The organism is Pseudomonas viridiflava, assembly GCF_003702045.1.
GTDB lineage: Bacteria > Pseudomonadota > Gammaproteobacteria > Pseudomonadales > Pseudomonadaceae > Aquipseudomonas > Aquipseudomonas viridiflava_C.
Genome location: NZ_RBTP01000033.1, coordinates 84,355 through 105,853, shown reverse-complemented (window position 1 = coordinate 105,853; position 21,499 = coordinate 84,355). Strand labels below are relative to the sequence as shown.

Genomic DNA, 21,499 nt, shown 5'->3' with positions numbered 1-21,499 from the left:
CTGCTCCTTCTTTAGTGTGTACCAAATGAATGCGCCGTCTATAAGACGGCGCGTTGTTTCGGTTCATCAAGCAGTGGCTTTAGATACCTTGCGGTATTTCTTCGCCGCCCAATGCTTCGAACAGCTCCGGCAGAAACTCGCCGAAGGTCAGCATCATCAGGGTGAAACTGGCATCGAGTTGGCCCAGTGCCTCGTCGCCGCCGTCCTGTTCAGCCTGATCCTGCAGCAAGTCTTCGAATTTCAGGCGCTTGACGACCATCTTGTCGTCCAGCACGAACGACAGCTTGTCCTGCCAGGCGAGCGACAGTTGGGTCACGACTTTGCCAGTGCTCAGGTGCAGCTGGATTTCGTCGCCGGTCAGGTCCTGACGCTTGCAGCGCACGATGCCGCCGTCTTCGTGGGTGTCGCGCAGTTCGCACTCGTCCAGAACGAAGAAGTGGTCGGCCGCTTTCTGGGTCTTGACCCAGTCGGTCATGGTCGCGCTTGGCGATACCTTGACGGTCAGCGGACGAACCGGCAGCGAGCCGATGACTTCGCGCAGCGTCGACAGCAGGTCTTCAGCGCGTTTCGGGCTCGAAGCGTTGACCAGAATCAGGCCCTGCTTGGGCGCGATGGCGGCGAACGTTGCCGAGCGACGAATGAAGGCGCGCGGCAGGAAAGCCTGGATGATTTCATCCTTGAGCTGATCACGTTCCTTCTTGTACACCTTGCGCATTTGCTCGGCTTCGATCTCTTCGACCTTTTCCTTGAGCGCGTCACGTACGACGCTGCCCGGCAAAATGCGTTCTTCCTTGCGTGCGGCGATCAGCAGGAAATCCTGGCTGACATGAACCAATGGAGCATCTTCGCCTTTGCCGAATGGCGCGACGAAACCGTAAGTGGTCAACTCCTGGCTGGCACAGGCGCGGGCCGGTTTGGTCGCCAGTGCCGTCTCCAGCGCCTCGGCGTCAAAAGGCAGATCCTGGGTCAGGCGATAGACAAGCAGGTTTTTGAACCACATGAGGTGAATCTCTCCTTCCATACAAAGGGGGGCATTATTCGCTGCTCTGCCTCCGGGGCCAAGCCTGCACGGAGTCTTTGTAAGCCTTTGGAAGGATTATAAAAATTATTTAAAAAATTACTTGCCAGAGTAAAGGTCGCTCCGTAGAATGCGCGCCACACCGAGAGTGAAGGGTGATTAGCTCAGCTGGGAGAGCAGCTGCCTTACAAGCAGCGGGTCGGCGGTTCGATCCCGTCATCACCCACCAATCTCTCTCTTAGTGTTACGCGCAGCGGTAGTTCAGTCGGTTAGAATACCGGCCTGTCACGCCGGGGGTCGCGGGTTCGAGTCCCGTCCGCTGCGCCATATTCAGCTTCAAGGCCCTTGAACTCCTTGAAGCAAACAGAAAGCCCGCCTTGTGCGGGCTTTCTGCTTTTCGCCTTTCCGCTATATCCCGTTCGATACGTATTGAAGCAGGCACATCACGGCCTGATGCGTTCGTGCATCTGTTCGTTCGCCGCTCGGCTCTCTAAACCACTACGAGAGTCAGGTTCTGGTGTCAGTCAGAGGGGAGCGTATCAGGCTGCTTGCCAATGGCGAATTTATCATCGAATGCCAGCATGTCGTTGAAGGTGCAGAATCGAGGTGCATCCAGCACGATCACGTCGAAAGTCTGACGTAGAAACGCGAGACAGTTCTGTTGCACATCGGCGTAGTCCCGGGTTTGCCGAGCCGTCATCCACTTCACCAGATAGCCCAGCGAAATGTGAAACCCATAAAGATCATGATTCGGGGCGCAAATGCCCAGGCGTTCGGCCAGACGGTCGCGCAGGTCATGGAGTTTCCGGCTTTCCTGCGCGTCGAGCGGCTTCAGGTGAAGGGTAGCACCGCTGTCCTTGTGAACGTTGAAGTCATCTATCTGCATGCGGAGCTTAAAGTCGTCGTCCAGATCGAAGTCCTTCAAGCGTTCCGTGAAGTCATCCGTGCAGGCTTGAACCGTAGCGTCTTTGGGTACTTGGGGCGGCCATAAGGGCGGATTGCGCTGTTCGTCGATCACGCCCTCAAACACTGTCATGTGGTAGCTGGAAGGCGGCAGCAGGCTCAGACACTGACTGAACGCCTGGACGGCCAACGTGTTTCTGACGGTCGTCAGCGCAGTGCTCAGTGGCGTGCGTAATGGGATCTGACTGATGATCGTATTTCCGGCAAATGCCCGTGCTGTACCGTTTTCGTAGAATTTGCGATTGACGTCACTGGGCTGATCACCCGGGACCTGCGGCATTGTGAGCAGGGGCGAGGCGGCCAATGCCGTGCCGGCCGTCATGGCGCAGGCTTGAAACAGGAATGTTCGGCGCAGCAGGTTGGCGTTCGTCATAGGGTTTAATTCCATCGGTATATCGCAGCTGGAATCCGGAAACTGAAACGCGTGTTTGCCGGCCGACGTTACCGTCGGCGTGTGGCGATTAAATGACAGAAGCGGTTAGCTGAACTGTTTCATGACGATGCCGGTTTCTGACCGAGGAGTCCGGTCTGTTGAATCACTTGGAAGCGACCGCCGATACAGTGCCGTTAAAGTGAAAAGTTATAGACCTGTAAGTTTCTGTTTTGCTCGCTGTAAGACGTGTCTCTGTGTGTTGTGATTTTTAAGTGATCTGTAAAAAGCCCTATGGCTGAGCTTGATTTTCGGGTTTCTCTGGTATTACCTGCATTGCGGTGGTGATCAGTCTTCACGGGCTGATACCTGAAGCGGGGCGATGTATTCAACTCTGCCTTCGCTCCAAAAAGGACAATTAAAGTATTAAAGGGATTTTTATGAACAACGGTATTAAAGCATTACTGGCTTCCTGCATCATGGCGGCCTCTGTGGGGGCATGGGCGACACCTGCGCTCCACACGGCCACCATCAACCAGAACGGCGTTGTCGTTAATCAGTCTTCAGACTGGATCAAATCAATCAATCTGACCCGTCAGAAACATTACTTTGCCAACTATGAAGTTCGGTTCGTTGACGGGGTGTTCAAACAGGCTCCAGGTTTTTGCTCAGTGTCCTCGATTGATACTTCCGACTATGATCGCCTGCTCTATGGCCATGCCAAGCTGGGCGGGGCGGCGACCACGGAAAAAGTCAAAGTACTGGGCCTGATGGTCGGTAAGAAAGAGGCTGCCGAAGATTCGGCGATCAGCTTTCAACTGGCCTGTACCCTCTGACGGCCCTGTGCAGAACGAGCCCCGCCCAGTGCGGGGCTTTTGTGTGTGGTTGTTTCGCGTCTTTCCATCGTGCCCGTTTGCGCGGATCATCCCCGAATCTCGAACAACACGTGGACGCGTCATGAACCTACCTCTTCAAGGCATCAAGGTCGTAGAGCTCGGGCAACTCATCGCCGGACCGTTTGCCGCAAAAATCCTCGGCGAGTTCGGCGCCGAGGTCATCAAGGTCGAGCCGCCGTTGACGGGCGATCCGCTGCGCAAATGGCGTCTGCTGCATAACGGCACGTCCGTATGGTGGGCCGTGCAGTCGCGTAACAAGAAGTCGGTCACCCTCGACTTGCGTCAGCCCCAGGCTCAGGAGGCGGCTCGTCGTCTGATTCGTGATGCGGACGTGCTGATTGAAAACTTTCGCCCCGGCACACTCGAAAGCTGGGGGCTTAGCTGGGAAGAGCTTCATGCGCTCAATCCCGGGCTGATCATGTTGCGTGTCTCAGGCTATGGGCAGACGGGCCCTTATCGGGACCGGCCCGGGTTTGGCGTGATCGGCGAAGCAATGGGCGGTCTGCGTCATTTGTCGGGCGAGGCAGGGCGCACGCCAGTCAGGGTCGGGGTTTCGATTGGTGATTCGTTGTCGGCGTTGCACGGGGTGATTGGCATTCTGCTTGCCTTGCGTCATCGCGAGCAGAATGGCGGGGCGGGTCAGCAGATCGACGTCGCTTTGTACGAGTCGGTATTCAACATGATGGAAAGCCTGATCCCCGAGTATTCGGTGTTCAACGTCATCCGCGAACCTGCGGGCAGCAGCATGCCTGGCATTGCACCCACCAATGCCTATCGCTGCAATGACGGCAAGTACGCGCTCGTGGCAGGTAATGGGGACAGTATTTATAGAAGGCTGATGGAAAAAATCGGTCGCCTGGACCTGGCCAATGACCCGGAGCTTGCGCACAACGACGGGCGAGTCCGGCATGTGGCGCGCATCGATGCGGCGATCTCCACGTGGACCGCCGAGCATTCGCTGGATGAAGTGCTCGATGCGCTGAATGAGGCGCGCATTCCTGCGGGCAAGATCTATGACGCCGCCGACATCGCAAATGACCCGCACTATCTGGCGCGCGACATGCTGTTGAAAAGCACCCTGGACGACGGCACGCCTGTGACGCTGCCGGGCATTCTGCCCAAATTGCAGACCACACCAGGCCAGGTGCGCTCAGCCGCGCCCAGGCTGGGTGAACATACGGACGCGGTGCTTGAAGCTCACGGCATTGACGCCGATACCCGAGCGCAGTGGCGCAAGCTGGGCATCATCTGATTATGCCGTTCACCCTAATGAGCAGACTCACTGATCGATCCTCTTGTAAGGACGGCTTCGGGTGGGGCATGTGTCAGGCAGGGCATCCGTCTTTATTAGTGCTTCCCTCTTTAGGCACGAACGCCTTGTCTTCGTCTGCCTTGAGAACGATGTAGGCGCGGCGCCAAGGCTGATCATCAATCAGCCTCCAGCGATGGCCTGGCCCCGTTGTGTCCTGTGCCAGCAGCACTTCACCTGGGTGGAGGACGAAGTTTTCCCCGCCCGTGGTGGAGAATTCAAGTGTCCCGGACAGCGTGATCACGTATTGAGCCTCGGGCGCTGCATGCCAGTCGTACTTGGCGTGTGGCGGCGTCTCCTTGAAGTTAAGGTTGCTGACCTCAGTGATAGCGTTCTGATCGATCGTGCCTTGTATCACGTGAGAAAGGTTGTCCGAACCGGTGCACAGTCTGAAGGCTTTGATGCCTTGAGGTTGAACGGGAGGAGAGGTTGCCGCGAAGGCGCTGTTGCCCCAGGGCAGGAGGATGGCTGCGGCAACGACAGCCATTCCACTTCGCCAGCGCCTTTTAGGTCGGGTGGCTGAAACCTCGGAAAGACTGGGTGTGATGGGCTGCATGTATTCACCTGAAAACGGATAACTGCGTTAAGCCAGGGACGTGATCCGTAGGCGCTGACAAAATTGAGGCGGTTTCGCCCTTGCCACAGATCGAAACACAACCGCACGGGCTTAAAAATTATCTTTAATTTCATGTCGATACCGCAGGAGCGGGGCCAACGGCAGTCAGATGGTCGCCGGAGCTGATGATCATCATGGCATCGAGATTGCCAAATCATGTGTCGAGCCGGGTGCGATCTGCGCCGACCCCGCCCTCTATGCCTTGGCATCACCGGCTGAACTTCGACTGAACGGTTCGAAGGCGATCCGGTAAAACCTTTGGATACCTGAACTTATCGGCCTTTTGCCTCTCTCATGCCGGTAGCCATTGATCGCGGCGGCCTGATAAGCTCGCGGCTTTACTCGTTTGCCCTTTTGGCGCATGAACAAGGAATTAGCATGAAACAGCATCGGTTGGCAGCGGCGATTGCCCTGGTCGGTCTGGTACTCGCAGGTTGTGATAAACAAGCCAGCACCGTCGAGCTGAAAAGTCCGGCACAAAAAGCGTCTTATGGCATCGGTCTGAACATGGGCAAAAGCCTGGCTCAGGAAGGCATGGACGATCTGGATTCCAAAGCTGTGGCTCTGGGTATCGAAGACGCTGTCGGCAAGAAAGATCAGAAACTGAAAGACGAAGAACTGGTTGAAGCCTTCGCTGCGCTGCAAAAGCGTGCCGAAGAGCGCATGGCCAAAATGAGCGAAGAGTCGGCAGCTGCCGGCAAGAAATTCCTCGAAGAGAACGGTAAGAAGGACGGTGTCGTGACCACGGCTTCCGGCCTGCAATACCAGGTCATCAAGAAGGGTGACGGCGCTCAGCCCAAGCCGACTGACATAGTGACCGTTCACTACGAAGGCAAACTGACTGATGGCAAGGTGTTCGACAGCTCCCTTGAGCGCGGCAGCCCTATCGATCTGCCGGTTAGCGGTGTGATTCCGGGTTGGGTTGAAGGTCTGCAACTGATGCACGTGGGTGAGAAGATCAAACTCTTCATCCCGAGCGACCTGGCCTACGGCGCACAGAGCCCAAGCCCGCTGATCCCTGCCAATTCGGTTCTGGTCTTCGACATGGAATTGCTTGGCATCAAGGATCCGGCAGCTGCACAGGCTCCTGATGCAGACGAAGAAGAGGCGGCTCCGGCTGCATCGGCTCCGGCCAAGAAGTAACGCAACACCTGGCTACTGAAAACGCCCTGTCTCGACAGGGCGTTTTTGTGTGTGGCGTATTTGCCGAACGCTTGGCGGTGCGCACAGTCCCACTATCATGAAGATGACTGAAATCCTGTCTGACAATCCCTATGGCAAAGCGGACTAGTCTCAACAGCACTTCGAAGTCAACGAAATCATGGGTTTTTTTATGTGAGTAAAAAACGCCCGATTTGACCCAAAGCCCCTGAAAACGGGGACGCCAGGGTCAAAAATGGCGGCTGTTCACAAGGTTATCCACAACAATTGTGGATAACCTTGCGACAGGCCCCGGAGATGGTTGAACTGATGAGTATCGCCACTTTTTCTGAGCGGAGTGAATATGAAAGCACCGTGGAACCTGATCCGTTACTTGCCTGGCGCGCGTCGTCTTCTTGCCGCGGGACGCTTGCCGGGGCTTTTGTTTGCCGTGGCGCGCAAGGGCAACAGTGAGGGCAGCCGTCTTGGCAAACTCAAGGATGACTTGCGTCTTCTGCAGAGCCTGTGCCTGGCGTATTGGCGCGGTGAGTACCGAGACATCAGTCCCAAGGCTATTCTGTCCATCGTGGCTGGCCTGATGTACTTCCTCAGCCCGCTGGATGCGATACCTGACTGGATTCCCGGCCTGGGCATGTTTGACGACATCGCCGTACTGGCTTGGGTCATGAAGCACCTGACCGATGAGCTCGACGCGTTCCGTGCGTGGCGTGACCGACAACCGCCCGAAAAACTCGTGGTGGTTGAACGACTGCCCGAAACCCAGGCGCTGCTGGAAAAGGAGAAGCGCATAGACTGAGTGAAGCGTTTGAGCACAAGCCGTAGCGTTCCGCTGTTAAGATGCCTGCACAGGGATAAGCCAATCCGGAATGTGGCCTTGTACTGCAAGGGGAGTCTATGGATCTTCAAGTGATATCTCGTGATGGCGAGCCTGAGTATGCAGTCCTGCCTTGGGCTCAGTATCAGGCTCTGCTCAAGGCGGCAGGGCTGGCGGAAAAGCCCCGTCCGAGTGCCGCGCAGCCGACACCTGAAGCTGCAGAGCATCCCGCCTTCGGTCGCTTGGGCGCACTGCGTATCGCCAAGGGGCTGGAGGTGGCAACGCTGGCGCGAGCAGTGGGTATCAGCCCCTCCTACCTGGAACTGATTGAAAACGGCACACGTGAGCCGGACGCGGCTATCAAGCGCAGCCTAGCCTGGGAACTGGGCGTTCCGGGCTGGCGGGGTGAGTCATGAGCGTGCGCATCAGCCGTCAGCACTGGGACGGCTTGCTGAGTGAGCTGAACCATGCGCGCCGTCAACGCCATCTGGTGACCTACCGGGCACTGCTGGAACGCTTGCAATTGCCCAGCCCGGCCATGCAGACGTTGACTGCGGCGCTTGAGCATCTGGCGGCAATGGATGCCCGCGCGGAACAACCTCTACGCAGTTCGCTGGTGATCAGCCAGGGCGCCAGCCGCCTGCCGCGTCCCGGCTTCTTCGAATGCGTTGAACGATTGGGCCGTTTCTCCGGCCCTTCCGATGGCGTAGCCGCAGCCTCGTGGCATGCCGCCGAAGTGGCGCGGGTGTTCGAGTACAGCTACCCGGAAGTGGACGTGCAGACGGGCAGCGTTTGAATTTCGCTTCTCGTGCATAACGCTGAGGGTTTGATCATTCAGGCAAGCGTGCGGCCGTGGGAAGCGGCTTGCCGGCGATTCGGTTTGTCAGGCGACACATCATCGACTGGGCGGACGCTATCGTCGGCGAGCCGCCTCCTTTCAAACGACCTGTGACTTACTGAAACGCTCCCACTGAGTTTGCTACGCGACAGCGCTACGTCGAAGACGTGGGGGCGCCTCCCACAAAGAATGCATACTCATCTCTGGCCTGGCTTTGATTCTCACGCCTCCACCAGCAAATCCAGCCGCGACGAATCGATGACATGAATGCTCGCGCCCGCCATGTCCTTGGCGAAGTGTTTTGCCTGCGAGGCCAGGTCGGCCAGTTGGCTGGCGTTGATCTGAGCGCAGCTTTCTTCACGCAAATGCACCACGCCAATGGAAAGTGACAGCAGCGGGAACTCCTGACGCTGCCCCTGGCGGTTGAGTGCAACGAAGCAGCCAGACTCCAGATGCTCGGCCCGGTAGAAGCGACGGCACTGGTTCTGAAAGTCGTCGAGCAGGTTGTGCAGGCGCCTTTCCCAGTCCTCGAAGCCGAGCACCATCAGAAAATCATCCCCGCCAATGTGCCCGACGAAATCCCGGCTGGGATCGACGCGGTCGTTCAGGCAGTGCGCCAGACACAGCAGCACTTCGTCGCCGCGTGCGTAGCCATAGATATCGTTGAAAGGCTTGAAGCTGTCGATGTCCACGTAGCAGATCATCGACTCGCGCCCTTGTTGCAACAGGCGAGTCAGGCACTGCTGGATCGGTACGTTGCCCGGCAGCAGCGTCAGCGGGTTGGCGTAGCGCGCTTGCTGGATTTTCATTTCGGTAATTAGCTTGAGTACGTCAATCACCCGACCCAGCCCCAGATAAGTGCCGTTGAGGGTGATGATGAAGTCTTCTTCGATCCGTTGGCGCGCACGGCTGGTGAGCAGGCGGCTGACCTGCTGCAACGACTGACTGACTTCCACGGCCAGGAAGTCATCGCTCATCAGCCGGCTAATCGGTTTGCGGGCGAACAGTTCGGTGCCAAACGGTTTGAGCAGCGCTTCGGACAGCGAGTGCCGATGGACGATGCCGCAAGGCCGTGCATCGTCGTCCAGCACTGCCAGTGAGTTCAGATTGGCCTGTTTGCGGAACGCTTCCAGCACGTCGGCCGTCGGGGTGGACTGGCTCACGGACGGTTGCTGACTGAGCAGTGCCGACAGATCAGCCGCGTCTTCATTCAATCCGGGAGCCGCCGCCTCGGCCTTGGGCAGCATGGCCCGGGTATCGCGCATCGGGCGCTCCTGCGGGCGGGCCAGCAGATAGCCCTGGACCAGATCCACGCCCATGTCGGTCAGGACCGCCAGCTCTTCCGGCAATTCGATGCCTTCGGCGATCACGATGGCTCTGGAGGCCCTGGCCATTTGCAGCATGGAACCGACGAACTCGCGCTTCACCGCGTCCTGGTGAATGCCGTCGATAAAGTGCCGGTCGATCTTCACATAGTCCGGCCGCAATTCGGACCACAGACGCAGGCTCGAATACCCGGCCCCCAGGTCGTCCAGTGCGATGGAAAAGCCCATGTCGCGGTAGTGGTGCAGGGCGTTGTAGAGCAGATCGAAATCGTCGGTCGGCATCTGCTCCGTCAGCTCGATCACCACGTTCTTGGGCGCGATATTGTAACGACGCAGCATCTCAAGGGTTCGACCTGGAGGGTGCGAGGCTTCAAGCAACGATTCGGGCGACACGTTGAGGAACAGCTTGCCGGGCAACTGCTGCTGGCTGAAACGTCTGCAGGCGCTTTCCCGGCAGGTCAGTTCCAGTTCGCTCAGGCGGCCAGCCTGGCGAGCAACGGCAAACAGATTGAGGGGCGAGTGGAGAGGGCTGTTGGACGGCCCACGCGTCAAGGCTTCATAGCCCAGAATGCTGCGCTGTGACAACGAGACGATGGGCTGGAACAGGCTGTGCAAATCACCGCGAGCCAGGATGGAACTCAGTGCGCCCAGCTGTTCAGTCACGGTCATGATGATCTCGATGGCAATAAAAAGGGCTGAACGCATTGGCGTTCAGCCCGTCATTTCACGACAGCTTCATGACTGTTTGATGACCGTTGCTGCTAATTGGCCATCAAGCGTCACGTGCCGCTTATTTCTTTGCAACCGAAGCACTCAGGCCGAGGTAGTCGATCAGAATGCGACCAGTTTCAGACAGGTACGCATCGTCTTCCGGCTTGGTCTTCTCGTCTTCCACCGGCAGCGCGTCTTCGTCCTCTTTCTTCAGTTCCTTGAGCGGTTCTTCACCCTTGGCCTTGCGACGAGTGTTTTCCAGCGCAAGCTGCTTGCCTTCTATGGACGCATGTTCGGCGCGACGGTCGGCTTCGTTGAGGCTGACGGTCTTCTCGTTCATGAGCTTCTTGGCCAGCGCCAAACGATCCTCGATGAACACGAACTCGGCATCCTTGGCAGAACGCACGTCATGGCGTGCCTGCAATTGGGCCAGGAACGGCTTGAACGGATCGATGGCCGGCTTGATCGCCGGTTTGATGCTGTCCCACGGCATGGCCTCGGGCAGGGCGCTCTCGCCGATTTCTTTGGTATCGATCAGCGACGGGTAGGTGATGTCCGGTACGACGCCCTGATGCTGGGTGCTCTGGCCGGAAACCCGGTAGAACTTGGCCAGGGTCAGTTTCAACTCGCCATGATTGAGCGGTTGAATGGTCTGCACGGTGCCTTTGCCGAAGGTTTGACCGCCGATGACCAGCGCACGGTGGTAATCCTGCATGGCGCCAGCGAAAATTTCCGATGCCGAGGCGGACAGGCGGTTCACCAGCAGCGCCATCGGGCCTTTGTAGAAGGCACCCTTGGCTTCGTCTTCAAGCACATCGACCTTGCCGTCCGCGTTGCGCACCAGCACGGTTGGGCCGCGATCGATGAACAGGCTGGTCAGCTCGGTGGCTTCCTGAAGCGAGCCGCCACCGTTATTGCGAAGGTCCAGCACCACGCCATCGACCTTCTCGGCCTGCAGTTCGGTCAGCAGTTTCTTCACATCACGGGTCGTGCTTTTGTACTCGGGATCGCCAGCACGGTAGGCCTTGAAGTCCAGGTAAAAGGCCGGGATGTCGATGACGCCCAGCTTGTAATCCTTGCCATCCTGCTTGATGTGCAGGATCGACTTCTTGGCAGCCTGTTCCTCAAGCTTCACCGCTTCGCGAGTGATGGCCACGATCTTGGTGGTCTGGTCGTTCGGTGCGTTGCTGGCCGGAATGATTTCCAGGCGAACCACCGAGCCTTTCGGACCACGGATCAGCTTGACCACTTCGTCCAGGCGCCAGCCGATAACGTCGACCATTTCCTTGTCGCCCTGGGCGACCGCGACAATCTTGTCGGCCGGAGCGACCTGTTTGGTCTTGGCCGCAGGACCTGCCGGCACCAGACGCACGATCTTCACGTTGTCGTTGTCGCTCTGCAACACGGCGCCGATGCCTTCCAGCGACAGGCTCATGTTGATGTCGAAGTTCTCCGCGCTGTCCGGTGACAGGTAGTTGGTGTGCGGATCGTACGACATGGCGAAGGTGTTGATGTACGCCTGGAAAATATCTTCGGCGCGGGTCTGGCCCACCCGTGCAAGCTGATTCTTGTAACGCTTGGTCAGGGTTTCCTGAATCTTGGCCGGGTCCTTGCCTGCGATCTTCAGGCGCAGAACCTCATCCTTGATGCGTTTGCGCCACAGCTCGTCGAGCTCGGCGGTGTCCTTGGGCCATGCGGCGTCCTTGCGGTCCACCAGCAGGGTTTCCTTGGCGTTCAGGTCAATCTTGTCGACGCCTTTGGCCAATTCTGCAAGCGCAAAGTCCAGACGCGCCTTGATGCGGTCCAGATAGCGTTTGTAAATAGTGAACCCTGGGTTCAGGTCACCGCTCTTAAGGAAGTCGTCGAACTGAAACTGCCATTTGTCGAATTCGGCAATGTCGCTTGCCATGAAGTAGCTGCGCGACGGATCCAGTTGCTTGATGTAGCTCTGGTAGATGATCGCTGAACGCTTGTCGTCCAATGGCGGCTTGCTGTAGTGATGTCGCTTGAGCAGCTCAACCACGTTGAGGCTGGCAACCACTTCGTCGCGGTCCGGCTGAAGATTATCCCAGCTGTTGGCGGCAAAGGTGCTGGCTGACATCGGCAAAACGCTCAGGCCGACAAACAGTGCGAGGGCGGTACTAGGGAATAGTTGCTTCATGCTGATTCGACGCGAGGACAATTGATAACGCATATTAGGCCGTCTTTGAGGTCGCCGGTTCCTTTGAACCCGGCCGCATAATGCAAAAGCCCGGGCAAACAGCCACGGGCTCAGTCTGGACTCACTATGGAGGCACCGTGAAGGCATTGCAAGGCGTGGAAGGACATGTGGAATGGGTCGAAGAGCCAAGTCCGGCTCTCGATGTGGGGCAGGTTCGCATCAAAGTCGCTGCGGCGGGTTTGAATCGGGCCGATCTGTTGCAGCGCGCGGGCAAATATCCGCCGCCGCCGGGCGTCACCAGCGTCCTGGGTCTGGAGTGCTCCGGAGTCATTGCCGAAGTCGGTCCGGGCACGTCCTGGCTGGTTGGAGACCGTGTCTGCGCGCTGCTGGCAGGCGGGGCGATGGCCGAAGAAGTGGTGGTCGATGCGCGTCATGTGTTGCCGGTGCCGGAAGGCCTGTCGCTGCATGAGGCTGCTGCCATTCCTGAGGTGTACGCGACGGCCTGGCTGAACCTGTTTCAGCTTGCGGGCCTGAAACCTGGGGAAAAAGTGCTGCTGCACGCGGGGGCAAGTGGCGTTGGTTCAGCCGGTATTCAGCTTTGCAAAGCGTTCGGCAGCCCGGTCTGGGTCAGCGTCGGCTCTGCCGAGCGCCTGGCGTATTGCGTCGAACTGGGTGCCCAGGGCGGCGTGGTGCGCAGCGAAAGTCTGGAGGCTCTGAGCGATTTCGCACCGTTCGACGTTATCCTCGATCCGGTCGGCGGCAATTACGCCGAGTTGAACGTCAAACTGCTCGGACTGGACAGCCGCTGGGTGTTGATCGGCACGATGGGCGGTCGCGATGCACAGGTGGATCTGGCCCACGTGCTGGGCAAGCGTATCCATCTGATGGGTTCGACCCTGCGCAGTCGCGACGAAACGTTCAAGGCCGATTTGCTGCGTGATCTGGGTCAGTTTGTCTGGCCGCTGTTCACCGAAGGTCGCTTGAAGCCGCAACTGTCCAAAACCTTTGCCATCGACGACGCGGACGCTGCGTTCGAAGAACTGGCGACCAATCAGGTGTCCGGCAAGATCGTGCTGGTGATCGACGAAAGTCTGAAATGATGACCGCGGCCTTTGCGGGCCGCGCGTTCCAGGCCGCTCTCGCAGTAGACACTGAACGGTGCAGACTGTGTGGGAGAGAGCTTGCTCGCGAAGGCTGTGCTGCGCGTACCTTATCTTTGTGGATGGAATAGCCCTTTCGCGAGCAAGCTCGCTCCCACGATTCTTCTATCTGCATCGAAGACGCGGCGAGAGCTCCCGCCGCGAACCGACATTAATTCAGTGGGCTACGTGCTGGCTGAATGCTTCAGGTCCAGCTGTGCACCGGCCATCCGGCTTTTTGCGCATGTTCGAGCAGCACCGGATCAGGATTAACCACATTGGGGTGATCGACCTTGAGCAGCAACGGCAGATCGTTACGCGAGTCGGAATAGAAACTCGCCCCCTCCAGGTTTTCCCCTTCGGCATCCAGCCAGTCCATCAGGCGGGTGATCTTGCCTTCGCGATAGGTCATCACGCCCACCGTGCCGCCGCTGTAAACGCCGTGTTGCACATCCAGTTCAATACCCAGCACTTCGTCGATGCCCAGACGCTCGGCAATCGGCTTGACCAAGTGCACGCCCGATGCAGAGATCACCAGAATCCGGTCACCCTTGGCGCGGTGCTGGGCGATGCACGTGCAGGCGTCGCTGTAGATGATCGGCTCGATCACGTCTTCCACCCACGGACCGACCAGGTGATCAATTTCTTCCGGTGTACGACCGGCCATCGGCTCAAGGCTGAATGCCATGTAGTCTTCCATCGCCAGTTCACCGGCGCTGTAGGCGGCCATCAGCTCGTCGTTGCGCTGCATGAACGACACCGGATCGACCCAGCCGAGGCGGCCCATCTGCTCGCTCCACAGGGTGGCGCAGTCGCCGCCGATCAGGGTTTCGTCCAGGTCGAAAATTGCTAAAGCCATTGCGTACATCCTTAGATCATGTGTTGGTCAAGCCACCGGGCACAGCGCGGAAGGCTCGATATTCAACGTCACTCGGCGGCCGTCAGGGTGCAGATCATCCGCGCTGCGGTTGAGTACGTCGACCACCAATTCCACACCGCGCGCCTGCACGCGGTAGCGAATGACGTTGCCCAGCAGGCTGTGACTGCGTACTTCGCCTTCCAGTTCGCCGGTCAGGCTCAGTTGGATGGATTCCGGGCGAATGGCGATGCGGCCGCTGATAGGGCGTTGCATCAGGCGGCTGGCGTCGTCGGCATCCAGCAGGTTGTAGTTGCCGATGAAACCGGCGGCGAACACATCCACTGGCGCGGTATACAGCGTTTCGGCATCGCCGCTCTGCACGATACGGCCCTGGTTCATCAGGAAGATACGGTCCGACAGGGTCAGCGCTTCTTCCTGATCGTGAGTCACGAAGATGGTGGTCAGGCCCAGCTCGCGCTGGATCGCCCGGATCTGCTCGCGCAGGTGTTTGCGAATTCGTGCATCCAGTGCCGACAGCGGTTCATCCAGCAGCAACAGGCGTGGGCGGGTGACCAGCGAGCGGGCCAGGGCGACGCGCTGGCACTGGCCGCCGGACATCTGGTGAGGATAGCGTTTGGCGTAGTCCTGCAACTCGACCAGCTTGAGAATCTCGGCCACGCGTTTCTGACTTTCGTCCGGGCCGACCTTCTGCATGCGCAGGCCAAAGGCGACGTTCTGCTCCACCGTCATGTTGGGAAACAGCGCGTAGCTCTGGAACACCATGCCGATGTTGCGCTTCTGCGGCGTCAGCGGCACCAGGTCCTGACCGTCGAGCACAATGCTGCCGCTGTTGACCGAGGTCAGGCCCGCGATGCAGCGCAGCAGGGTGGATTTGCCACAACCGGAGGGGCCGAGCAGGGTGACGAATTCGCCCTTATCGATGGTGCAGTTGATGTCGCTGAACACCGCCGTGCTGGCGTAGCTCTTCTGCAGGTTTTCAATGCTGACAAAACTCATCTCAGTCTTTGTCCTTGTTCAGTCGATTGGCGGCCCAGGTCAGCACCAGCACGAAGAGGAAGTAGGAAATCACCAGTGCGCTGTTGAAGTGGCCACTGCTGTTGCGCATGTTGTTGAGGTAGACCTGCAGGGTTTCGTAACGCGTGCCGACCAGCAGGTTGGCGAACACGAACTCGCCGAACAGGAACGAGAACGACAGCAGCAAGGCAATCATCAGGCCCTTGCGCAGGTTCGGCAGCACCACCAGGAACGCGGCCTGCCAGGTGCTGGCACCCAACAGTTGGGCGCTGTCCATCAGGTCGGTCAGGTTGATGGCTTGCAGGTTGTTGGTGATGGCGCGGTACATGAACGGCAGCGCGACTGTGAAGTAACAGCCGATCAGAATCCACGGTGTACCGACCATCGCCATCGGACCTGAGCCATAGAGCTGCAGCAGCCCCACCGACGACACCACAGGCGGCACGGCGAAAGGCAACAGGATCAGGATGTTCATCAGCCCGTCGAGGCGGGGGAAGTGATAATGAACCACGAACAGCAGCGGCAGAATCAGTACCACCGACAGGATCAGGGCCCCCACACAGACCAGCAGCGACTGACCGAATGCCGCCAGAAAACGCGGGTCGCTCCACAGCGCCACGTACCACTTGAAAGTCAGGCCGCTGGGCAGAATAGTTGCCGACCAACTCGTCGATATCGAATACACAAAGGTGCCGGCCAAGGGCAGCAGCAGGGTCAGGAACAGCAGGCACACCACGGTCTTGTGGTAGAGGCCGGCAGGTCCTTTTTCAACGCGCGACATGGTAGCTCCTTTTCAACAGCCACTGATGGATCACGGTCACCAGGGTCATGAGCCCTACCAGAATCATTGCCAGCGCACTGGCCATGTTCGGATCGAGTGTGATGTCGCCAGCCACCATCGCGGCGATTCGGATCGGCAGAACGTTGAAGTTGCCGGTGGTCAGCGCGTAGACCGTGGCGTACGCGCCCAGCGCATTGGCCAACAGAATGACGAACGTGCCCAGCAGCGCAGGCGTCAACACCGGGATACCGATGTAGCGCCAGAACTGGAAGCTACTGGCACCCAGCAGCGCAGCGGACTCATTCCAGTCCTCGCGCACGGCATCGAACGCCGGGTACAGCAGCAGAACGCCGAGGGGAATCTGGAAGTAGGTGTAGAGGATGATCAGCCCGGTCTTGGAGTACAGATTGAAGTCATCGATGATGCCCGCGTCTTTCAGAATCAGGGTCAGCGCGCCATTGAAGCCCAGCAGGATGATGAACGCGAACGCCAGCGGCACGCCGGCGAAGTTGCTGGTCATGTTGGCGAACGAATTGACGAAATCCCGCAGCCGCGAATCCACCTTGCGCAGCGAATACGCCCCCAGGATGGAAATCAGAATCCCGAACAGGCTCGACCAGAAACTGATCTCCAGGCTGAACTGCATAGCCTGACGATAGAAACGTGAATTGAAGGCCTTGCTGAAGTTCTCCAGGCCCCAACCGCTGTCGCTCTGCACACTGTGGATTGCCACCCAGAACAGCGGAGCGATTTGGAACACGATGAAGAACAGTGCGAACGGCACCAGGCACAACAGCGCCAGCCATTTGCCGCGGGTAAAGGTGGTCAATTGAGGATCTCCCGGCACACGGGTTTGTCGTGGGGCACGCCGAGCAGTTCGCAGAGGGTGCCGCACAGGTCGGTCTGGCGCGGTCTGGCGTCAGGGTCGAGGCTGAACGCATCGCCCAGCACGAACAAGGGCACTTCGCGTTCCTCAGGCAGCAGGCCATTGTGCGAGCGGTCGTTGTTCATGCCGTGGTCGGCGGTGACCAACACCTGATAGCCCGCATCCAGCCAGCCCTGCAGGTAATCAGCCAGGATGATGTCGGCGCTGCGTGCGCTGTTGCGGTATTGCGGGGTGTCGAGGCCGTGCTTGTGCCCGGCGTCGTCGATGTTCATGGGGTGAATCAACAGAAAGTTCGGCGCGTGTTTCAAGCGCAGGCTTTCAGCGTCGGCGAACAGGTGCGAGTCGGGGTAGTGATCGGCCCAGTAGAACAGCCCATGCTGGATCGGCAGTTCCGGCGCGTCGGTATGACGGTCGCGGGCGGCGTTGAACGGCGTTCGGTTGTACAACTCACTGAACCAGTGGTAGGCGGCGGCGGCCGTGCTCAATCCGGCATCGCGGGCGTAATGAAACACGCTGCGTTCACGAGACAGGCGCGAAACGTTGTTGTGCACGATGCCACTGTCGATGGGCGCGACGCCGGTCAGAATGCATTCGTACAGGGGGCGCGACAGCGCTGGAAGCTCGCATTCCAGCTTGTACAGCGCTGCGCGTCCGGCGGCGTGCCAGGCCTGAAGATGGCCCATCGCATCGCGAGCCACTTCATGGTTGAGGCCGTCGAGCACGACAAGAATGACGTTGTGTTTCATGGGCGACTCGCTTGCACGAAGGTAAGTCGGAATCAGGCGCGGGCGAGGGGGCTCGCCCGGCTGTGAGGTGCGACCTCATCCGTGAGTCGCGTGGCGGATCAGTTCATCTCGATGATGACCTGCTCGTTCCACTTCTGAGGCAGCGACTTGGAGGTTCTTTCCCAGGCTTCGGCGTCCTTGATCGGCGTCACGTTTTTGTACTGCTCGTTGGGCAGCAGCTTGGCTTTCACGTCTTCCGGCAAGGTGACGTGCTCGGCACGAATCGGGCGTGCGTTGCCTTTGGCCAACTGAATCTGGCCCGCGTCGCTGAAGACATATTCGCGCGCCAGTTTGGCCGCGTTCGGGTGCTTGGCGTATTTGTTGATGATGGTGGTGTAGCCGGAGATGACCGAGCCGTCCGATGGGATCAGCACCACGTAATCATCGGGTTTGGTCATCTTGGCGCGATAGTTCAGGCCATTGAAGTCCCAGACCACACCCACTTCGACTTCACCCTTTTCGATGGTCTGAATGGTTGGGTTGGCCAGCGACAGACGTTTTTGTTTGGCCAGTTCAGTGAACAGTTGCAGGCCGGGCTCGATATTCTTTTCGTCGCCTTTCATGGCGAAGGCAGCAGCCAGCACGCCGTTGGAGGCCTGAGCCGCCGAGCTTACGTCACCGATGGACACCTTGTATTTACCGGTTTTCAGGTCGGCCCAGGTTTTCGGGATTTCAGATCCGTGCAGCAGATTCTTGTTCACGATGAACGCGATGGTGCCGGTGTAGGCCAGTGCCCAGTGACCGTCCGTGTCCTTGGCCCAGTCTGGAATCTGCGCCCAGGTGCTTGGCTTGTAGGGCTGAGTGACGCCCTTGGCAACGGCGATGGGACCGAAGGCTGCGCCGACGTCACCGATGTCGCCGCTGGCGTTGTCTTTTTCCGCATCGAACTTGGCCACTTCCTGCGCCGAGCTCATGTCGGTGTCGGTGTGTTTAAGACCGTACTTGGCTTCCAGATCGGTCCAGATGCCGCCCCAGTTCGCCCAGTCATCCGGCATGCCGAGGCTGTTGATGGCGCCTTCAGCCTTGGCTGCGGCTTCGAGTGTCTTAAGGTCCGTGTCCGCAGCCATAACGGACGCGCTCATGGCGATGGCCGAGCCGAGGAGTGATGCCAACAAAAAATGTTTCATTCGAAGCTCCTAGTGCACTTCTTTAGCTGAAGTGTTCGTTGCGGATGATGTGGTCTAGATCAGCAATACCTGAGCCAAGTTAGGCCTGTTGCATGACATTTTCGTGTCGGGCAACACGGTTGATTCCACATTGCCTGCATTTGGGCAGTGCCTGGCGCTAAGCGTAGACCAGACTCAAAGGCTTGCCGTTCAAGGGCTTGAGGGCTGTTTGCGCGTCGGTTGGCATGGATCATGAAGCGCAGTGTCACAGGACGGTCACAGACCCGGCCTAGGCTTGCTAAAACACGATTGATGACGACGACAGGGGTAAAAGCGTGCCCCATGACAGGGCTGGTCTAGTCCAGACAGGTAGCCAATGCGCGACGATGTGCCACGAGCGGTAACAACCATCTGCAACGCCTTGCAGGAGCAGATCGAGCATGGCTTGTTGACACCTGGCAGCAAGCTGCCTGCCGAGCGCAAGCTCAGCGAGGTGTTCGATACCACGCGCATTACCTTGCGCGAGGCCCTCGTGCAGCTCGAAGCACAGGGGTTGGTGTACCGCGAGGAGCGCCGCGGCTGGTTCATTTCACCGCCGCGCCTGGCTTATGACCTGATTCGTCGTAGTCACTTCCACGCAATGGTTTCGGCACAGGGGCGAATTGCGCAGACGCAGGTGTTGTCGGCCCGCTTGCAGCCTGCGTCGGCAACCATCTGCGAAATGCTTGAGTTGCCTGCGTTGTCCAGTGTGATTCAGATATGCCGCGCACGGCGCATCGACCAGCGGCTGGTGCTGTACGTCGAGCATTATCTGAAACCGGAATTCTTTCCGCGGATTCTGGATTTCGATATGGAGCAGTCACTGACCGAGCTGTACGCCAGGCAGTATGACCTTCGCTACGGGCAGGTTCGTTTCGAGATGGTGCCGACCGCTCTGCATGCCGAAGCGGCAGCGGCCTTGAAGGTTTCGACAGGCAGCCCTGGCTTGCGCATTGCCCGGATCAATTACGATCAGCGAGGCCGTCTGATCGATTGTGATCTTGAGTACTGGCGTCACGATGCGATTCACGTGAGCGCGATGGTGCAGGACATCTGAGGCAAACCGAGCGTTCGCGGGCCGTTTGTAACCCGCGAACGTCATGCCGGGCGTTACGGCAACTCGTGGCTCTCGTAAAACGCGGTGAGTACCTTGACCAGATGTGCCAGATCGTGACTGCCCGCCAGCTCGCGAATCGAGTGCATGGCAAACGTCGGCAAGCCGATGTCGACGGTGCGGATGCCCAGATGACTGGCAGTGATCGGCCCGATGGTCGAACCGCAGGCCATGTCGCTGCGCACCACGAAACTCTGCACCGGCACTTCTTCGGCCATGCACAGATGACGGAAGAACCCTGCGGTTTCGCTGTTGGTGGCGTAACGCTGGTTGCTGTTGACCTTGATCACCGGGCCTGCATTGAGCTTCGGTCCGTGGTTGGCGTCGTGTTTCTCAGCGTAGTTGGGGTGAATGCCGTGGGCGTTGTCAGCCGAAATCAGCAGCGATTTCTGGACGGTGCGCACGTAGTCTTCGCTGCTCGGCAGCAGGCGCTGAACGATCTGCTCCAGCATCGCACTGTCCGCACCGCAGGCCGAAGTCGAGCCGACTTCTTCGTGATCGGTGCACACCAGCAGCGCTGTTTCGTCGCTGTCGCTGTTGAGCAGCGCTTGCAGCCCGGCGAAGCAGGACAGCAGGTTGTCCAGGCGCGCACCGGCCAGGAAATCGCCATTCAGGCCGACCACCGCAGCACTTTGGGTGTCGTAGAAGCTCAACTCGTAATCCAGCACCACGTCGGCGTTCAGGCCGTGCTCGCGGGCCAGTTGATCGGTCAGCAGGGCGCGGAAGTCGGCACGTTCGTCACCGGCCACTTGGGCCAGGATCGGCGGCAGCTCGTTCTGGGCATTGATCGCCCAGCCTTCGTTGGCGGTGCGGTTCAAGTGGATCGCCAGGTTGGGAATGATCGCGATCGGCAGCTTGAAGTCGATCAACTGACTCTCGACCTTGCCGTCACGGCGGAAGGTGACCCGACCGGCCAGCGACAGGTCGCGGTCGAACCAGGGGGCCAACAGTGCGCCGCCGTACACCTCGACGCCCAACTGCCAGAAACCCTGGCGTTGCAGCTCGGGTTGCGGCTTGACTCGCAGGCAAGGGCTGTCGGTGTGCGCGCCGACCATGCGGATACCGCCGGTCAGTGGCGACTGGCGGCCCATGCGAAAGGCGACGATGGAGGAGTCATTGCGCGTGACGTAATAGCGGCCACCGGTTTCGATGAACCAGGTGTCGCGCTCGTCCAGACGCTGGAAACCCGCTGCTTCGAGGTGTTGCACAAGGGTGGCGGTGGCATGGAACGGTGTAGGAGAGGCCTTGAGGAAATCGATCAGGCCTTTATTCAACTCTTCGCGCATAAATAGCTCCAGACAGCAATGCCGCGAGTTTACCGCATTGGCCGTGAACTCTGTATGTGGGAAGCACCGCTATCGTTGGCAGTCATACAAAATCGCGGCAAGGCGTCTCTTATCAAGCAACGCCTAAATTCCTGAATGAAAGCGGTTTTTATGGGAGCGGACTTGTCCGCGAAGAGGGGGCAGCCGATGAATGTTCAGCGGCTGAAATGCAGCATTCGCGGACAGGTCCGCGCCCACGACTGGCCATGTTTGCGGCGCTACAGCGCCACGTCGAAGGCGTGATGAAG

20 protein-coding genes and 2 tRNA genes are annotated in these 21,499 nt (G+C 58.8%); 10 read left to right on the top strand and 12 right to left on the bottom strand.

Annotated features, from left to right (window positions below):
* Nucleotides 1-79: 79 nt before the first annotated feature.
* The gene (gene rdgC / locus ALP40_RS11565) at nt 80-1,000 is read right to left on the bottom strand and encodes a recombination-associated protein RdgC (RefSeq protein ID WP_122208403.1); all 921 of its coding nucleotides are present in this window, start codon (nt 998-1,000) and stop codon (nt 80-82) included.
* Nucleotides 1,001-1,171: 171 nt separating this feature from the next.
* Between rdgC and ALP40_RS11560 the strand changes: the two genes are divergently transcribed.
* Together ALP40_RS11560 and ALP40_RS11555 are read left to right on the top strand one after the other, a co-directional pair.
* A tRNA-Val gene (locus tag ALP40_RS11560) sits at nt 1,172-1,247 on the top strand.
* A 21-nt stretch (nt 1,248-1,268) separates the two neighbouring features.
* Nucleotides 1,269-1,345: transfer RNA gene (locus ALP40_RS11555), tRNA-Asp, on the top strand.
* Between the two features lie 193 nt (nt 1,346-1,538).
* Here ALP40_RS11555 and ALP40_RS11550 read toward each other — a convergent pair.
* A complete protein-coding gene (locus tag ALP40_RS11550; RefSeq protein ID WP_122208402.1) occupies nt 1,539-2,354 on the bottom strand; it encodes a DUF1868 domain-containing protein in 816 nt (271 codons plus the stop codon).
* A gap of 437 nt (nt 2,355-2,791) precedes the next feature.
* On the opposite strand from ALP40_RS11550, the gene ALP40_RS11545 reads away from it, so the two are divergent.
* A complete protein-coding gene (locus tag ALP40_RS11545) occupies nt 2,792-3,187 on the top strand; it encodes a hypothetical protein (RefSeq protein WP_183136033.1) in 396 nt (131 codons plus the stop codon).
* A 121-nt stretch (nt 3,188-3,308) separates the two neighbouring features.
* Nucleotides 3,309-4,499, top strand: coding sequence for a CaiB/BaiF CoA-transferase family protein (locus tag ALP40_RS11540; RefSeq protein WP_122208401.1), 1,191 nt, complete (start codon nt 3,309-3,311; stop codon nt 4,497-4,499).
* Nucleotides 4,500-4,572: 73 nt separating this feature from the next.
* On the opposite strand, the gene ALP40_RS11535 is transcribed toward ALP40_RS11540, so the two are convergent.
* Nucleotides 4,573-5,043: a hypothetical protein gene (locus tag ALP40_RS11535; RefSeq protein WP_122208400.1), complete on the bottom strand. Its 471-nt coding sequence runs from the start codon at nt 5,041-5,043 to the stop codon at nt 4,573-4,575.
* 507 nt (nt 5,044-5,550) lie between these two features.
* Between ALP40_RS11535 and ALP40_RS11530 the strand changes: the two genes are divergently transcribed.
* From ALP40_RS11530 to ALP40_RS11515, 4 genes are all read left to right on the top strand, one after another.
* Nucleotides 5,551-6,315 carry an FKBP-type peptidyl-prolyl cis-trans isomerase gene (locus ALP40_RS11530; protein WP_122208399.1) on the top strand — a complete coding sequence of 255 codons (765 nt, stop codon included), beginning with the start codon at nt 5,551-5,553 and terminating at the stop codon, nt 6,313-6,315.
* A gap of 361 nt (nt 6,316-6,676) precedes the next feature.
* On the top strand, nt 6,677-7,129 hold the full coding sequence (locus ALP40_RS11525) for a YkvA family protein (RefSeq protein WP_122208398.1): 453 nt from the start codon (nt 6,677-6,679) through the stop codon (nt 7,127-7,129).
* Between the two features lie 98 nt (nt 7,130-7,227).
* Nucleotides 7,228-7,563: a helix-turn-helix domain-containing protein gene (locus tag ALP40_RS11520; RefSeq protein ID WP_122208397.1), complete on the top strand. Its 336-nt coding sequence runs from the start codon at nt 7,228-7,230 to the stop codon at nt 7,561-7,563.
* Nucleotides 7,560-7,943: a hypothetical protein gene (locus ALP40_RS11515; RefSeq protein WP_181113453.1), complete on the top strand. Its 384-nt coding sequence runs from the start codon at nt 7,560-7,562 to the stop codon at nt 7,941-7,943. The genes ALP40_RS11520 and ALP40_RS11515 overlap by 4 nt, the downstream gene beginning before the upstream one ends.
* A gap of 263 nt (nt 7,944-8,206) precedes the next feature.
* Here ALP40_RS11515 and ALP40_RS11510 read toward each other — a convergent pair whose 3' ends face one another.
* A complete protein-coding gene (locus ALP40_RS11510) occupies nt 8,207-9,979 on the bottom strand; it encodes a bifunctional diguanylate cyclase/phosphodiesterase (protein ID WP_122208459.1) in 1,773 nt (590 codons plus the stop codon).
* A gap of 121 nt (nt 9,980-10,100) precedes the next feature.
* Complete coding sequence (locus ALP40_RS11505) at nt 10,101-12,182, bottom strand: carboxy terminal-processing peptidase (RefSeq protein ID WP_183136032.1); 2,082 nt, start codon at nt 12,180-12,182, stop codon at nt 10,101-10,103.
* 137 nt (nt 12,183-12,319) lie between these two features.
* Here ALP40_RS11505 and ALP40_RS11500 point away from each other — a divergent pair, with 137 nt between their 5' ends.
* Nucleotides 12,320-13,282, top strand: a complete 963-nt coding sequence (locus ALP40_RS11500; protein ID WP_122208395.1) for an NAD(P)H-quinone oxidoreductase — start codon at nt 12,320-12,322, stop codon at nt 13,280-13,282.
* Nucleotides 13,283-13,526: 244 nt separating this feature from the next.
* Here the strand turns inward: ALP40_RS11500 and ALP40_RS11495 are convergent, their stop codons facing one another.
* From ALP40_RS11495 to ALP40_RS11470, 6 genes are all read right to left on the bottom strand, one after another.
* Nucleotides 13,527-14,180: an HAD family phosphatase gene (locus ALP40_RS11495; protein ID WP_122208394.1), complete on the bottom strand. Its 654-nt coding sequence runs from the start codon at nt 14,178-14,180 to the stop codon at nt 13,527-13,529.
* Between the two features lie 27 nt (nt 14,181-14,207).
* The gene (locus ALP40_RS11490) at nt 14,208-15,197 is read right to left on the bottom strand and encodes an ABC transporter ATP-binding protein (protein WP_122208393.1); all 990 of its coding nucleotides are present in this window, start codon (nt 15,195-15,197) and stop codon (nt 14,208-14,210) included.
* A 1-nt stretch (nt 15,198) separates the two neighbouring features.
* Nucleotides 15,199-15,996, bottom strand: coding sequence for an ABC transporter permease (locus ALP40_RS11485; RefSeq protein WP_122208392.1), 798 nt, complete (start codon nt 15,994-15,996; stop codon nt 15,199-15,201).
* On the bottom strand, nt 15,983-16,825 hold the full coding sequence (locus ALP40_RS11480) for an ABC transporter permease subunit (RefSeq protein ID WP_122208391.1): 843 nt from the start codon (nt 16,823-16,825) through the stop codon (nt 15,983-15,985). The genes ALP40_RS11485 and ALP40_RS11480 overlap by 14 nt, the downstream gene beginning before the upstream one ends.
* Nucleotides 16,822-17,628 (bottom strand): alkaline phosphatase family protein, encoded by an 807-nt coding sequence (locus ALP40_RS11475; protein ID WP_122208390.1) that lies wholly within the window; start codon nt 17,626-17,628, stop codon nt 16,822-16,824. Before ALP40_RS11475 ends, ALP40_RS11480 begins: the two co-directional genes overlap by 4 nt.
* A 98-nt stretch (nt 17,629-17,726) precedes the next feature.
* Nucleotides 17,727-18,794, bottom strand: a complete 1,068-nt coding sequence (locus ALP40_RS11470) for an ABC transporter substrate-binding protein (RefSeq protein ID WP_122208389.1) — start codon at nt 18,792-18,794, stop codon at nt 17,727-17,729.
* 355 nt (nt 18,795-19,149) lie between these two features.
* Between ALP40_RS11470 and ALP40_RS11465 the strand changes: the two genes are divergently transcribed.
* Nucleotides 19,150-19,869, top strand: a complete 720-nt coding sequence (locus ALP40_RS11465) for a UTRA domain-containing protein (RefSeq protein WP_122208388.1) — start codon at nt 19,150-19,152, stop codon at nt 19,867-19,869.
* Nucleotides 19,870-19,922: 53 nt separating this feature from the next.
* Here the strand turns inward: ALP40_RS11465 and ALP40_RS11460 are convergent, their stop codons facing one another.
* Nucleotides 19,923-21,212, bottom strand: a complete 1,290-nt coding sequence (locus tag ALP40_RS11460; protein ID WP_122208387.1) for a M18 family aminopeptidase — start codon at nt 21,210-21,212, stop codon at nt 19,923-19,925.
* Nucleotides 21,213-21,499 lie beyond the last annotated feature (287 nt).

What these genes read in the sequence shown, in the direction of transcription:
- ALP40_RS11510 (WP_122208459.1), bottom strand. Translation starts at nt 9,979, where the DNA reads ATGACCGTGACTGAACAGCTGGGCGCACTGAGTTCCATCCTGGCTCGC.
- ALP40_RS11485 (WP_122208392.1), bottom strand. Translation starts at nt 15,996, where the DNA reads ATGTCGCGCGTTGAAAAAGGACCTGCCGGCCTCTACCACAAGACCGTG.
- ALP40_RS11470 (WP_122208389.1), bottom strand. Translation starts at nt 18,794, where the DNA reads ATGAAACATTTTTTGTTGGCATCACTCCTCGGCTCGGCCATCGCCATG.
- ALP40_RS11535 (WP_122208400.1), bottom strand. Translation starts at nt 5,043, where the DNA reads ATGGCTGTCGTTGCCGCAGCCATCCTCCTGCCCTGGGGCAACAGCGCC.
- rdgC (WP_122208403.1), bottom strand. Translation starts at nt 1,000, where the DNA reads ATGTGGTTCAAAAACCTGCTTGTCTATCGCCTGACCCAGGATCTGCCT.
- ALP40_RS11475 (WP_122208390.1), bottom strand. Translation starts at nt 17,628, where the DNA reads ATGAAACACAACGTCATTCTTGTCGTGCTCGACGGCCTCAACCATGAA.
- ALP40_RS11490 (WP_122208393.1), bottom strand. Translation starts at nt 15,197, where the DNA reads ATGAGTTTTGTCAGCATTGAAAACCTGCAGAAGAGCTACGCCAGCACG.
- ALP40_RS11525 (WP_122208398.1), top strand. Translation starts at nt 6,677, where the DNA reads ATGAAAGCACCGTGGAACCTGATCCGTTACTTGCCTGGCGCGCGTCGT.
- ALP40_RS11550 (WP_122208402.1), bottom strand. Translation starts at nt 2,354, where the DNA reads ATGACGAACGCCAACCTGCTGCGCCGAACATTCCTGTTTCAAGCCTGC.
- ALP40_RS11460 (WP_122208387.1), bottom strand. Translation starts at nt 21,212, where the DNA reads ATGCGCGAAGAGTTGAATAAAGGCCTGATCGATTTCCTCAAGGCCTCT.
- ALP40_RS11540 (WP_122208401.1), top strand. Translation starts at nt 3,309, where the DNA reads ATGAACCTACCTCTTCAAGGCATCAAGGTCGTAGAGCTCGGGCAACTC.
- ALP40_RS11505 (WP_183136032.1), bottom strand. Translation starts at nt 12,182, where the DNA reads ATGAAGCAACTATTCCCTAGTACCGCCCTCGCACTGTTTGTCGGCCTG.
- ALP40_RS11545 (WP_183136033.1), top strand. Translation starts at nt 2,792, where the DNA reads ATGAACAACGGTATTAAAGCATTACTGGCTTCCTGCATCATGGCGGCC.
- ALP40_RS11530 (WP_122208399.1), top strand. Translation starts at nt 5,551, where the DNA reads ATGAAACAGCATCGGTTGGCAGCGGCGATTGCCCTGGTCGGTCTGGTA.
- ALP40_RS11465 (WP_122208388.1), top strand. Translation starts at nt 19,150, where the DNA reads ATGCGCGACGATGTGCCACGAGCGGTAACAACCATCTGCAACGCCTTG.
- ALP40_RS11515 (WP_181113453.1), top strand. Translation starts at nt 7,560, where the DNA reads ATGAGCGTGCGCATCAGCCGTCAGCACTGGGACGGCTTGCTGAGTGAG.
- ALP40_RS11495 (WP_122208394.1), bottom strand. Translation starts at nt 14,180, where the DNA reads ATGGCTTTAGCAATTTTCGACCTGGACGAAACCCTGATCGGCGGCGAC.
- ALP40_RS11520 (WP_122208397.1), top strand. Translation starts at nt 7,228, where the DNA reads ATGGATCTTCAAGTGATATCTCGTGATGGCGAGCCTGAGTATGCAGTC.